At 64.9% G+C, this 12,935-nt stretch carries 13 protein-coding genes; 5 read left to right on the top strand and 8 right to left on the bottom strand.

Features of this window, described 5'->3' with window-relative positions; translation table 11 throughout:
- Positions 1-106: 106 nt before the first annotated feature.
- A complete protein-coding gene (gene pheS, locus BSY16_RS14535) occupies positions 107-1,192 on the top strand; it encodes a phenylalanine--tRNA ligase subunit alpha (RefSeq protein WP_069060324.1) in 1,086 nt (361 codons plus the stop codon).
- Between the two features lie 22 nt (positions 1,193-1,214).
- A complete protein-coding gene (gene pheT / locus BSY16_RS14530; RefSeq protein ID WP_069060323.1) occupies positions 1,215-3,641 on the top strand; it encodes a phenylalanine--tRNA ligase subunit beta in 2,427 nt (808 codons plus the stop codon).
- 252 nt (positions 3,642-3,893) lie between these two features.
- Here the strand turns inward: pheT and mbfA are convergent, their stop codons facing one another.
- Complete coding sequence (gene mbfA, locus BSY16_RS14525; protein WP_069060322.1) at positions 3,894-4,877, bottom strand: iron exporter MbfA; 984 nt, start codon at positions 4,875-4,877, stop codon at positions 3,894-3,896.
- 119 nt (positions 4,878-4,996) lie between these two features.
- Here mbfA and BSY16_RS14520 point away from each other — a divergent pair, with 119 nt between their 5' ends.
- Positions 4,997-5,821, top strand: a complete 825-nt coding sequence (locus BSY16_RS14520; protein ID WP_286157138.1) for a C40 family peptidase — start codon at positions 4,997-4,999, stop codon at positions 5,819-5,821.
- Positions 5,822-5,891: 70 nt separating this feature from the next.
- Positions 5,892-6,359, top strand: a complete 468-nt coding sequence (locus BSY16_RS14515) for a group III truncated hemoglobin (protein ID WP_069060320.1) — start codon at positions 5,892-5,894, stop codon at positions 6,357-6,359.
- 40 nt (positions 6,360-6,399) lie between these two features.
- On the opposite strand, the gene BSY16_RS14510 is transcribed toward BSY16_RS14515, so the two are convergent.
- The 5 genes from BSY16_RS14510 to BSY16_RS14490 all read right to left on the bottom strand — a co-directional run bounded on the left by BSY16_RS14510 (position 6,400) and on the right by BSY16_RS14490 (position 10,591).
- Positions 6,400-6,957 (bottom strand): AAA family ATPase, encoded by a 558-nt coding sequence (locus tag BSY16_RS14510; RefSeq protein WP_069060319.1) that lies wholly within the window; start codon positions 6,955-6,957, stop codon positions 6,400-6,402.
- Between the two features lie 96 nt (positions 6,958-7,053).
- Positions 7,054-7,716: a YiaD family glycine zipper/OmpA-like lipoprotein gene (locus BSY16_RS14505; RefSeq protein WP_069060318.1), complete on the bottom strand. Its 663-nt coding sequence runs from the start codon at positions 7,714-7,716 to the stop codon at positions 7,054-7,056.
- 80 nt (positions 7,717-7,796) lie between these two features.
- A complete protein-coding gene (locus BSY16_RS14500; protein ID WP_069060317.1) occupies positions 7,797-8,687 on the bottom strand; it encodes an EamA family transporter in 891 nt (296 codons plus the stop codon).
- Positions 8,688-8,934: 247 nt separating this feature from the next.
- Positions 8,935-9,960, bottom strand: a complete 1,026-nt coding sequence (locus BSY16_RS14495; protein ID WP_069060316.1) for a histone deacetylase family protein — start codon at positions 9,958-9,960, stop codon at positions 8,935-8,937.
- A gap of 220 nt (positions 9,961-10,180) precedes the next feature.
- Positions 10,181-10,591, bottom strand: a complete 411-nt coding sequence (locus BSY16_RS14490) for a hypothetical protein (protein ID WP_069060315.1) — start codon at positions 10,589-10,591, stop codon at positions 10,181-10,183.
- A gap of 127 nt (positions 10,592-10,718) precedes the next feature.
- On the opposite strand from BSY16_RS14490, the gene BSY16_RS14485 reads away from it, so the two are divergent.
- Entirely contained in the window at positions 10,719-11,519 is an 801-nt protein-coding gene (locus BSY16_RS14485) for a helix-turn-helix domain-containing protein (RefSeq protein WP_069060314.1), read from the top strand.
- On the opposite strand, the gene BSY16_RS14480 is transcribed toward BSY16_RS14485, so the two are convergent.
- Positions 11,477-11,866 (bottom strand): GtrA family protein, encoded by a 390-nt coding sequence (locus tag BSY16_RS14480; RefSeq protein ID WP_069060313.1) that lies wholly within the window; start codon positions 11,864-11,866, stop codon positions 11,477-11,479. The genes BSY16_RS14485 and BSY16_RS14480 overlap by 43 nt on opposite strands.
- On the bottom strand, positions 11,863-12,861 hold the full coding sequence (locus BSY16_RS14475) for a glycosyltransferase (protein ID WP_069060312.1): 999 nt from the start codon (positions 12,859-12,861) through the stop codon (positions 11,863-11,865). The genes BSY16_RS14480 and BSY16_RS14475 overlap by 4 nt, the downstream gene beginning before the upstream one ends.
- Positions 12,862-12,935 lie beyond the last annotated feature (74 nt).

The following is a 12,935-nucleotide window of genomic DNA, read 5'->3' as shown; positions in this document are numbered from 1 at the left end:
GCGCGTGCACATGGGTAGTGATCTGCGGGCTTCCGCGCCGCAACCCGCTATCTGTCGCAGGTTCTCTTGGCCCTCCGCCCGGCCGACGCAAGCAAAGCAGGTAAAGATGACTGAACTCGACACACTGGAACATCAGCTCCTCGCCGACGTTGCCGCAGCCTCCGACGAAGCGGCGATCGAAGCCGTGCGCGTGGGCGCGCTTGGCAAGAAGGGCTCCGTCTCGGACCTCCTGAAGACGCTCGGCACCATGTCGCCGGAAGAGCGCCAGACGCGCGGTGCGGCGATCAACGCGCTGAAGACGCGCGTCACCGACGCGATCACCGAGCGCAAGACGGCGCTGCGCGATGCCGCGATCGACGCCCGCCTCAAGGCCGAGACCGTGGATGTCAGCCTGCCGGTCCGCCCCTCGCCGGCCGAGCGCGGCCGCATCCACCCGATCAGCCAGATCGTCGACGAAATCACCGCGATCTTCGCGGATATGGGTTTTTCCATCGCCGAAGGCCCCGATGTCGAGACCGACTACTATAACTTCACGGCGCTGAATTTCCCGGAAGGCCACCCGGCCCGCGAGATGCACGACACGTTCTTCTTCCCGCCGGACGAGAATGGTGGACGCAAGGTGCTGCGCACGCACACCTCGCCCGTGCAGATCCGCACCATGGAAGCGCAAAAGCCGCCGATCCGCATCATCATCCCCGGCAAGACCTATCGCCAGGACAGTGACGCCACCCATTCGCCGATGTTCCACCAGGTCGAAGGCCTCGTGGTCGACAAGAAGGCGAATGTCGCCAACATGCGCTGGGTGCTGGAAGAGTTCTGCAAGGCGTTCTTCGAGGTCGACAGCGTCACCATGCGCTTCCGCCCGTCCTTCTTCCCGTTCACCGAGCCGTCCTTCGAGGTCGATATCCAGTGCGACCGCTCGTCGGGCCCGATCGTCAAGTTCGGCGAAGGCACGGACTGGATGGAAATCCTGGGCTGCGGCATGGTTCACCCGAACGTGCTGCGCGCCGGCGGGCTCGATCCCGACGAGTACCAGGGTTTTGCCTGGGGCATGGGCCTCGACCGCATCGCCATGCTGAAATACGGCATGCCGGACCTGCGCGACTTCTTCAACGCCGACGTCCGCTGGCTCAGCCACTACGGCTTCCGCCCGCTCGACATGCCGACCCTGTTCGGCGGCCTCAGCGCGTAACCGGCATCCAAGGAGAAACATCATGAAATTCACGCTCTCCTGGCTGAAGGACCATCTCGAGACCGACGCCTCGCTGGACGACATCTGCGCGAAGCTGACGGCGATCGGGCTTGAGGTGGAAGAGGTCGACGACAAGGCGGCGTTCAAGCCCTTCGTCATCGCCAAGGTCGTTTCCGCCGAACAGCACCCGAATGCCGACAAGCTGCGCGTGCTGATGGTCGACACCGGCAAGGGCGACCCGATCCAGGTCGTCTGCGGCGCGCCGAATGCCCGCACCGGCCTCGTCGGCGCCTTTGCTGCGCCCGGCACCTATGTGCCCGGCATCGACGTGACGCTTGCCGTCGGCACCATTCGCGGCGTCGAAAGCCGCGGCATGATGTGCTCGGAGAAGGAACTGGAAATCTCCGACAACCATGACGGTATCATCGATCTGCCGGCCGATGCGCCGGTCGGTGAGAGCTATGCCGCCTATGCCGGCCTTGACGATCCGGTCATCGAGATCAACCTGACGCCGAACCGTCCGGACTGCACGAGCATTTTCGGCATCGCCCGTGATCTTGCCGCCTCCGGCCTCGGCACGCTCAAGACCCCGAAGGCGCCGTCCTTCGCGGTCGAAGGCGAGACGCCGGTCAAGGTTAAGCTCGATCTCGGTGGCGACGATCATCTCTGCCCGGGCTTTGCGCTCCGCCTCGTGCGTGGCGTCAAGAACGGCCCGAGCCCGCGCTGGATGCAGCAGCGGTTGCTGGCGATCGGCCTCCGCCCGATCAACGCGCTCGTCGACATTACCAACTACATGACCTTCGACCAGGGCCGCCCGCTGCACGTCTTCGATGCGGCCAAGGTGAAGGGCAATCTCGTCGTGCGCCGGGCAGTGGACGGCGAAAAGGTACTGGCGCTCGATACGCGCGAATACACGCTGAACCCGTCGAACGTCGTGATAGCCGATGACAACGGCGTCGAATCGATCGGCGGCATCATGGGCGGCGAGCATTCGGGCTGCGACGCGGACACCACGGACGTGCTGATCGAATCGGCGCTGTGGGACCCGATGAACATTGCCAAGACCGGCCGCGCGCAAGGCATCATCACCGATGCGCGCTATCGCTTCGAGCGGGGCGTCGACCCGGAATACATGGTGCCGGGCCTCGAGCGCGCCACCGAACTGGTGCTGGAACTGTGCGGCGGCACGGCGGCCAAAACCGACGTCGTCGGCTACAAGGGCTATGATGCCAGGATCATCGATTTCCCGTTCACGGAAGTGAAGCGCCTGACGGGGCTCGACATTTCGTCGGACGAGAGCGTCGACATCCTGACCCGCCTCGGCTTCAAGGTTTCGGGCTCCGGCGAGCGCGTCTCCGTTGCGGTTCCTTCCTGGCGCCCTGACGTCGATGGCAAGGCTGACCTCGTCGAAGAGGTCATGCGCATCCACGGCGTCGACAATATCAAGCCGGCGCCGCTGGAAAGCCATGGCGCGGTGAACGGCCGCATCCTGACCACGCTGCAGATCCGCTCGCGGCTGGCCAAGCGGGCGCTCGCCGCGCGCGGCATGATGGAGGCCGTCACCTGGTCGTTCATCCCGAAGGCCCATGCCGAACTCTTCGGTGGTGGGGCGGCTTCGCTTGCGCTCTCGAACCCGATTGCGGCTGACATGTCCGACATGCGGCCCTCACTGCTGCCCGGCCTGCTGGCGGCAGCCCAGCGCAATGCCGACAAGGGGCATGGTGACGTCGCGATCTTCGAAGTCTCCGGCACCTATGAGAACGACAGGCCGGAAGGCCAGCGTCGCGTCGCCGGCGGTATCCGTCGCGGCACGGCCTCGCTTGCCGGCGCCGGTCGCCTCTGGTCGAATGCGGCCAAGGGCGGCGGCAAGGCGGTCGATATCTATGACGCCAAGGCCGATGCGCTCGCCGTGATCGAGGCCTGCGGACTGCCGATGGGCAATGTGCAGATCGAGGCCGGTGCGCCCGCCTGGTATCACCCGGGCCGCTCCGGCACGATCAAGATGGGGCCGAAGGTCGTGCTCGGCTACTTCGGCGAATTCCACCCGAAGGCGCTCGGTGCGCTCGACGTGTCTGGTGCGCTCGCCGGCTTCGAGATCTATGTCGATGCCATGCCGGAGCCGAAGAAGAAGGCGACCCGCACCAAGCCGGCGCTCGACCTTTCGCCGTTCCAGGCGGTGAAGCGCGACTTCGCCTTCGTCGTCGACAAGACGGTGGATGCGGGTGCGATCGTGCGCGCGGCGACGGGTGCCGACCGCAAGCTGATTTCGACCGTCAGCGTCTTCGACGTGTTCGAGGGCGCCTCCGTTGGCGAAGGCAAGAAGTCGATCGCCATCGAGGTCGTCATCCAGCCGACCGACAAGACCCTGACCGACGAGGATTTCGAGGCGCTGACCGCCAAGATCGTCGGCAATGTGCTGAAGACCACGGGCGGCACGCTGCGCGCCTGAGCGATTAGGGAGCGGGGCGTCAACGCCCCGCTCTCGTTTCCGTGTGCGACGGTCGCATTTTGTGAACACAGCGTAACAGGTTTCGCGATTGCGGATTGGTTAGCAAGACCTTAACTGTTCCCTCAAGGGGACAACGAGGTCGACATGGATTCTATTGCCAATCTTCTACCCCTCGCCATCATGGGCGGCGGTATCTACCTTTTCTTCCGCTGGGTCGTGCGCGACATGAACCGCCCGACCGGGCGCTAGCCCTCACGCATTGCCGATCAGCACGCCCGCGGCCAAAACGAGGCTGCCGCCGAGCACGACCTGCATGGCAGCACGCAGGAACGGCGTTTCCATGTAGCGGTTCTGGATGAAGGCGATCGCCCACAATTCCACGAAGACGACGAAGACGGCGATGGTCGTCGCCAGCATGAAATTCGGGATCAGGTAGGGCAGGGCGTGGCCGAGGCCGCCGAGCGCCGTCATGATGCCGGAGGCGAGGCCGCGTTTGACCGGCGAGCCGCGGCCGGACAGCTTGCCGTCGTCGTGTGCGGCTTCCGTGAAGCCCATGGAGATGCCGGCGCCCACCGAGGCGGACAGGCCGACCAGAAACGTCTGCCAGGTATCCTGCGTGGCGAAGGCGGCGGCGAAGATCGGCGCGAGCGTCGAGACCGAGCCGTCCATCAGGCCGGCAAGGCCCGGCTGCACATAGGTCAAAACGAACTGCCGCCGGGACGTCTGGTCCTCCTCGGCCTTCACATCCACGGGGGTGTGCTCCTCGCCGAGCCGGCGGGCGAGCGATTCATGCGATTTTTCCGCCAGCGCCAGATCGCCAAGCAGTTTGCGCGTCGCGGCATCCTGCGTGCGGGCGGCGGCTTCGAGATAGAAGCGGTGCGCGGCCTCTTCCATCGCCTCGGCCTGCGCGCGGATTTTTTCGATCGGCATGTTGTGGATCAGCCAGTCGGGCTTGCGCTCCGGGAAATCGCGCACAAACTCCCGCCGTACCAGCGGAATGCGATCGCCGAAGCGCGCGATGTGCCGGTCGATCAGCATCTGGCGGTGATGGCTTTCCTCCGCTGCCATCTCCTCGAAGACGCGGGCGGAGTAGGGATAGGCATCACGCAGCGCATCCGCATAGGCAAGGTAGATGCGGCCGTCGTCCTCTTCGGAGGAAATCGCGAGCGCCAGGATTTCCTGTTCGCTCAAGGACTCGAGGCTGCGTTTGCCGGGGCGGAGAAGGCGGGAGAACATCTGCAAATATCCAGTTTAGAATAATTCTAAATATAGGGCGTGGAGCCTTTTGGTCAAGCTCGACAGGATGTCGCGGCTAGGGTTAGAGTGGCGCGATGTGAGACTGTGAAGGACGAGCCGTGACTGCTGCCTTGAAGCCGCTTTCCCTAGGCCGCGACACGCTGCTCGACCGCCTCGGGCGTCGCGTCGCGGATCGGCTGCAAAGCCAGACCTCCGGCTACGAACCCTACACGCCTTCCGACCCGGAAACGCTGGCGCGCACGCTGAGGCCCGGCGACATCCTGCTCGTCGAGGGCAACCAGAAGGTCTCGGCAGTGATCAAGTATCTGACGCAATCCACCTGGTCGCATGCGGCGCTCTTCGTCGGCGACGAGACCCCGCTGACGCTCGACCAGGCGACCTTGACCTCGGTGGAGCGCCCGCAGCTCATCGAGGTCAATCTCGGCGAAGGCTGCGTTGCCGTGCCGCTCACGAAGTACCGCACCTACAACACGCGCATCTGCCGCCCGGTCGGGCTGACGCCGGAGGACCGCAATGCGCTGGTCTCCTTCATGGTCTCGCGCCTCGGCCTCAAATACGACCTGAAGAACATCACTGACATGCTGCGCTACTTCCTGCCGGCACCGCCCGTGCCGGTGCGCTGGCGCCGCCGCATGCTGGCCTTCGGCTCGGGCGATCCGACGCGGGCGATCTGCTCGACGCTGATTGCCGAGGCTTTCGAGCGGATCCGCTACCCGATCCTGCCGGAAATCGCCCGCGCGCCCGGCCATGCGGCCGCGACCTCCACCTATTCGCGCGAGGAAATCCTGCATATCCGGCATTATTCGCTCTACACGCCGCGCGACTTCGACCTCTCGCCCTACTTCGAAATCATCAAGCCGACGCTGGAATACGGGTTCGATTACAAGCGGCTGGAATGGGCGCCGGGGCGGGAAGGGCCTTGATTTCGTCCTGTCCCGTCCTGCGGCGATCGGCCGGATTGTACCGACACGGAAAGCTCCCTATCTTCCGGCCATGAGCGAAACCGATCCAGACCGTCTTTCCCACTTCGCCGCCATGCGCGTCCGCGCACAGTCCGACATGCAGGCGATCGGCGTCACCGCCGATTTCATTCCGCTGCTGGTGGAGACGTTTTACGGCCGGGTGCGGGCGCATCCAGAGCTTGGCCCGGTCTTCGACGGCCGGCTGAACGGCCGCTGGCCCGAGCATATGGAAAAGATGAACCGCTTCTGGTCCGCCGTCGCCTTCAAGGACGGCAGCTATGGCGGCAAGCCAGTCATGGCGCATCAGGGCGTTCAGGGCATGAACCCGCCGCTGTTTCAGACCTGGCTCGGCCTGTTCTCCGCCACGCTCGATGATATTGCGCCCTCGCCGGAAGCAAAGGCGTGGTTCATGGCGACGGCCGAGCGGATCGCGAAGAGCCTGGTGCTCTCGCTCTTCTACAATCCGGCCGACGACGACCCGCGGCTCAAGCAGGCCTGAACCCCGCTTCAAGCACGTTTGCTGGACTGTTCCAGCAGGCTTACTCTTGCTGACCGCCTATATCGAGCCAGCCAGTTTTCTGAAGAATGATCCCTGCCAGTTCCGCAGGTCTTTTGCCGTCCGTAGGCAGCAAGATGATGCCGTCCGCGTCTTCGCCTGCCATGCGCCTTGCCTGCCGAAGCGAGCGCTGTGCTTGTTCGTCTGCTCCAGAACCGATCTCCCGCTGCGCAAGCCGCGCCAACAGTGTCGGCTCGGCAGCCACCATGCGGACGACCGTAATTCGCGCTTCGGGTATAGCGGAAAGGATCCACCGCTTGTCAAAATTCAGGTGCATCATGACGCCCGACATGATCAAGCGCGTGTGCCCCAAGGCCTGGTATGTCGACCAGAGCGCAGCCAGGTTGATGCTGCTGACGTCAATCGCGCCGGGCTGAATTCTGCCAAGCTCATCGGCATCGGGACGCGGGAACACCCTATCGAGTTCATCGCTTTCGATAACGGCGTGAGCGACCTGAGCTGCGGCGAGTTGAGCACTCATTTCCCAGCTCAGCGTTGATTTGCCCACGCCGGCGGGTCCGGTAATCAGCAACAGCTGCATGCCACCTCGGCTTCCCATTCGATCTCGGGCTTTCTGGTGCGCCGGACGGCCCGGCACACCCCAACACCGGTCATTTCGAATTTACGCGTTCGCGGCCTAGCTCTTGAGCGGCGAGATCGCGATTTCGACGCGGCGGTTCTGCGCGCGGCCGGCTTCCGTCGCGTTGGAGGCGATCGGGCGCTCCAGACCGTAACCCATTGCCGACATGCGGCGCGGATCGACACCGCGCGACGCCAGATAGTTGGCGACCGAGTTGGCGCGGCGGTTGGAGAGATCCTGGTTGTAGCCGGCATTGCCGACCGAATCGGTATGGCCGTCGACGTCGATGAGCGTCTTGTCGAACTTGCGCAGCACGATCGCGACGGAATCGAGCGTCGGGTAGAACGGCGGGATCACCTGGTCCTGGTCGGTCGAGAACGTGACGTTCGACGGCATGTTGAGGATGATGCGGTCGCCGTTGCGGGTGACCGAGACGCCGGTGCCCTCAAGCTGTGCGCGCAGCTCGGATTCCTGCGTGTCCATGTAGTTGCCGATGGCGCCGCCGGCCAGTGCGCCGATGCCCGCGCCGATCAGCGCGGCATTGCGGCGCTGCTTCGGGTTGTTGCCGATGAGAAGGCCGGCGACCGCGCCCATGCCGGCACCGATCGCGGCGCCGCCTGCGGTGTTGGAAACCTTCTGCTCGCCCGTATAGGGATCGGTGGTCGTGCAGCCGGTGAGGTAGACCGCGGCAAGCGCGACGACAGCGTATTTCTTGTACATTGAGGCGTCCCCGAGAATTCGATGATTCTGCTTGAACCTACCGATTGCGGCAGGAACATGAAAGGGGGCGGTCCTTTTGACTAGGTTTCACCGCCGCCGCTCGAGGTCACACCGGCGCTGGCGGCGACCACAAGTGCCGTGCCGAGCATCTGGAAGGGCGTCATCGGCTGGCTGAGCACGAGGAAGCCGGCGAGCGCGCCGAGCGCCGGCTCGAGGCTCATCAGGATGCCGAAGGCCGCCATCGGCATGCGCCGCAGCGCCGTCATTTCCAGCGCGTAGGGGATCAGCGGCACGAGAAGGGCAAGGCCGAGCATCATGCCGAGCCCTTCCGGGTTCATCGCCTCATGCGCCCGCGGCAGGCCGAAGGGTGCTGCGACCATGGCGGCGACGATCAGCGACATGGACAGCCCTTCGAGCCCCTTGAAGAGCTTACCGGACTTTTTCATCAGGATGATGTAGGTGCCCCAGCCAACGCCCGCACCACAGGCGAAGAGCATGCCGACGGGATCACCGACCCAGCCGCTGCCATCATGCGAGAGCAGCACGACGCCGATGAAGGCCGCCAGCGGCCAGATCAGCCGCCATCCGCCGCCAAGCCCCCATGTCGCAACGGCAAGCGGCCCGAGAAACTCGATCGCCACGGCAAGCCCGAGCGGAATGCGCCCGATCGCCGCGAAGAAGCAGAGCGTCATCGCGGCCATGGTGGCGCCGAGCGCCAGTGCGCTCTTCCACTGCTGGCGGCTGTAGGAGCGCATCGGCGGGCGCACGATGACGGCAAGAATCGCCGCCGCCATGACGAGGCGCAGGAAGGTCGTGGCGAACGGCCCGAAATCGGCAATCGCCGTCGCGGAAAAGGCCGCGCCGAACTGGATGCACGACATGGAGGCGAAACAGAGCAGGATGCCCGTGAAGAGCCCCGCATTTCCCGAGCCCGAAAGCCCGCCGCCTGCCGCTACCTGTTGATCTGCCATGTTGAAGCCCTCCCGGCATCGCCGCCATCATAGGAAAGCCCCCTCATCCGACCCTTCGGGCCACCTTCTCCCCGAGGGGAGAAGGGAAACGAGGCGCCATATATCTTCCCCTTCTCCCCAGCGGGGAGAAGGTGCCGGTAGGCGGATGAGGGGGCTCTAATGAACCGCGTCGCAGTCCTAGACGAGGGCGCGTCCTGCGACAAATGGATAATCGTGACGTCTTGCTTCAGGAAAATTGATGCTGGTCTCAGCCGGCAATGCCCTTCAGCGTGTTGGCGACGTTGAGGCCGATTTCCGGCACGCCGTAACCGCCTTCCATGACGACGAGTACCGGCACGCCGCTGGCGGCGACTGCCTGGCCCATCGTGATGTAGTCCGCCGAGACGAGCTTGAAGAAGGAAATCGGGTCCTTCTCGAACGTGTCGACGCCGAGCGACAGCACGATCGCTTCCGCGCCGAAGGCGGCGATGCGCTTCAGTGCGTCGTGAAGGGCGGCTTCCCAGACGGAGTAGGGCGTGCCGGGCGGCATCGGATAGTTTTGCGTCGTACCAACACCTGCGCCCTTGCCGGTCTCTTCCGCATAGCCGAGGAAGTGCGGGAAGGCTTCGGCCGGGTCGCCGTGCAGCGAGGCGAAATAGACGTCGCCGCGTTCGTAGAAAATGTCCTGCGTGCCGTTGCCGTGGTGGAAATCGACGTCGAGCACGGCAACCTTCTTCGCGCCCTTGTCGAGGAGGCGCTGGGCGGCGACGGCGGCGTTGTTGATGAAGCAGTAGCCGCCGAAACTGTCGATGCCGGCATGGTGGCCGGGTGGACGGCAGAGCGCGAAGGCGGCCTTTTCACCGCCCGCCACGATATCGGTCGCCGTCAGCGCGGTCTGCATGGAGGAGACGGCCGCCTCCCAGGTACCGGGCGAGATCGCCGTCTCGGCGGCATTGCAATAGTAGCCGAGCAGGCCGTCGATCTGGGTCGGGATGCGCGGCGAGGTGCGGCGCACGGGAAACGAGGTGGCGATCGCCTCGCCGTTATAGCCCGCCGCCTTCCAATGGTCCCAGGCGGTTTCGAGGAAGGAAAGGTAGCCGGCATCGTGTACCTTCAGCGCGGTCTCGAGCCCGTGGCGTTCCGGTGCTGCAATGTCGGTGAAGCCGGCATCCTTGACCGCGGCCAGAATCCATTCCGCCCGGAACGGCGCCTCGAAGGGCGGCACGAGTTCGCCGCCGTGCAGCTCGCTGCGGGCGTTCCTGAGCTTGTGGTCCTCGGAAAAGATAACGCGCATGAAAGGCTCCCATTGTCATTCGGGCGCGACGGTAGTGCATTTTGCGAGAGAGGGGAATCACTCCCGCGGGGTAGGTTTTTGCTTTGTTGCCGGGCCACAAAGGTCCTTCGCCCTCGCTTTTGGCGAGGGCAATCCTACCGGGTTGAAGAGCGGTTCCTTCCTCCCCTTCTCCCCGCTGGGGAGAAGAGGTGTGTGGCTGCCGTGTAGACACATGGCTCCGTCAGGCGAGGACGGCGCGCTGTTGCCGGCCGAGGCCGATTTGCTTGAGAAGCAGGATATCGGCGACGGCGACGGCGGCGACGGCGATGAGGCCGATGCCGGTCAGCGTCAGGCCGTCGCGGGCGACGAGCAGAACGGCGATGCTGCCGAGTATCCACAGCGCGTCACCGGTGATGGCGAAGCGCACCGCGGCGGGTGAGGGTCGCTCCTGCCGGCCGACAGCGAGATGGAAGGCGCCCCAGAGCAGGAAGAAGGCAGCGAAGCCGTTGACGATGGCAGGCGTCGCATGGGGGCCGACAAGGGCACTGACCGGGCCGGAAAAGGCGAAGAGGCCGGCGGCGGTGACGATAGAGAACACGCCGTCGAAGAGCATGATGGACTTCAGCAGATTGCGGTTGAGGGTGGCGAACATGATGGGGCTCCTTTCGTTTCGATGGGCCAATCCTGCCGGGAGCCGTGCGGCAAACCAATTACCTTGGAGGTAATGGAAATCATGCCGTGCCTCATGTTTAGTGCGCGGGACATGAGAGGAGTGAAGCATGGAATTCGGAGACCATCTTAAGGAGTGGCGCGGCCACCGGCGCATGAGCCAGCTGGAGCTGGCGACCGAGGCCGGCATTTCGTCGCGCCACCTGTCCTTTCTGGAGACCGGCCGCTCGCGTCCGTCCGAGGGCATGATCCTCAGGCTTTCCGCCGTGCTCGACATTCCGGCGCGCGACCGGGGCATGCTGTTTTCCGCCGCCGGATTTCGCCCGCGCTTCGCAACCGCGCCGGCCGCCAGCCTTGCGGCCTTCCCGCCGGCGGTGGCGGAAGCGATCGGCCTCATCCTGGGCCGGCACGATCCCTATCCCGGCGTCGTCTTCGACCACGAATATAACGTGCTGACAGCAAACCCGGCATTTCTCGGCCTTGCCGGCATGGCGGGCATTGCGGTGTCACCCGGCGACAATTTTCTCGATGCCTATCTCGGCGCAACGCCGCTGCGCTCCATCGTCGTCAACTGGGCGCAGTCGGCGGCCGATCTGGTGCATCGCATCAGGGCGGAAGCCTGGCTGCAGGGGCCGCGCAGCCCCCTCTCCAAGCGCATCGAGCGACTGTCGGCGGCGGCGGATATTCAGGCGGCGCTGGAGGCGTTCCCGGAAACCGACCGGCTGCCCATCCTGCCGATCGAGATGAAGATCGGCGCCAAGCGCTTCAACTGGATCACCACGCTCACCTCTTTCGGTTCGGCGCAGGATGCACTGGTGCAGGGCGTGCTGATCGAGAGCTTTTTCCCGGCGGACGCCGAGACGCGGGCTCACTTCGAGGGCGAGGACGCGCCGAAGACGAAGCGGGAATAGCCGAGGAACGACCAGACCATCGCGACGAGCGAGGCGATGGCGACGGCAAGAACCGGCCAGAGCGCCGGGAAGGCAAGTATGAGTGCCGAATAGACGGCGTAGTTCAGCACCGCCGCACTGATGCCGACGCCGCCATAGCGCGCGCCTTCCGCGGCGAGGCTGCGTTCGCTGCGACCGAAGGTGAAGGTGCGGTTCAGCCAGAAGGTGAAGAGCATGGCGGCCGCGATGGCGAATAGCCGCGCGACGAGCGGCCCGAGCGGCGTTGCCCAGAGGAGGAGCGCAAGGATGCCCGCATCGACGAGGAAGCCGGCGGCGCCGGCAACCGCGAAGAGCAGGACGCGTTTCATGCGGCGCGGGACCGCGTTGCCGGTGCCTCCGCCGGCCGGGCGCGGCGGCGGTGACCGCTCTGGATGGCGGGCAGGCCCATATAGTGGATGCGCAATTGCTCGGCGCGGGCGCGGGCGAGCGAATCGAGGATCATGCCGGCTGAAAAGACCAGGAAGGACATCATCATCAGCACCAGCGAGAACACCCAGGTCGGCATGCGGTCGACGAGGCCGGTGCGGAAATAATCGGCCAGGACCGGCGCCATGAAGGTGAGGCTTGCCAGCATGAACAGGCCGCTGATCGCGCCGAAGAAGGCAAAGGGCCGCGTCTCCTTCATCAGCATGGCGAACATCCAGAGGATCTTTGCGCCGTCGCGGAAGGTCGAGAGTTTCGAATGCGAGCCTTCCGGCCGGCGACCGTAATCGAGTTCCAGTTCGGCGATCGGCAGGCGCAGGCGCGAGGCATGCACCGACATTTCCGTCTCGATCTCGAAACCGCCGGAGACGGCGGGAAAACTCTTGGCGAAGCGGCGCGAGAAGGCGCGGTAGCCGGAGAAGATATCGGAGAAATCGTTGCCGAACAGCGAGCGGAACAGCGTGTTGAAGATGCGGTTGCCGAAGGCGTGGCCCTGGCGTCCGGCATCGGCGCGCACGTTGCGGCGCGTGCCGACGACCATGTCGGCGCCCTCGGTGATCAGCGTGCGGACGAGCTCCGGCGCATCGCCGGCGGCATAGGTGCCGTCGCCGTCGGCCATGAGGTAGATGTCCGCGTCGATATCGGAGAACATGCGGCGCACCACATTGCCCTTGCCCTGGCGGCGCTCGCGCACGACGGTGGCACCAGCAAGGGCTGCGCGCAGCGCCGTCGCGTCGGTGGAATTGTTGTCGTAGACATAGACGCGGGCGGATGGCAGGGCGGCCCGGAAGGCCGTCACGACGTCGCCGATGGTCTGCGCCTCGTTGTAGCAGGGCAGCAATACGGCAATTTCGAGGTCTTCCAGCAAGGCTTCCGTCATGACGACGCGTTCTCCCATCCGGCCGCCTCATGCGACCGCTGGTTTTACTATTTCTTGAGAAGGTTAAGGCTAGG

Origin of the sequence: Sinorhizobium sp. RAC02 (assembly GCF_001713395.1) — a bacterium.
Taxonomy (GTDB): domain Bacteria; phylum Pseudomonadota; class Alphaproteobacteria; order Rhizobiales; family Rhizobiaceae; genus Shinella.
Note: the sequence above shows the minus strand (reverse complement) of the source record. Positions and strands in the feature narration are given on the sequence as shown.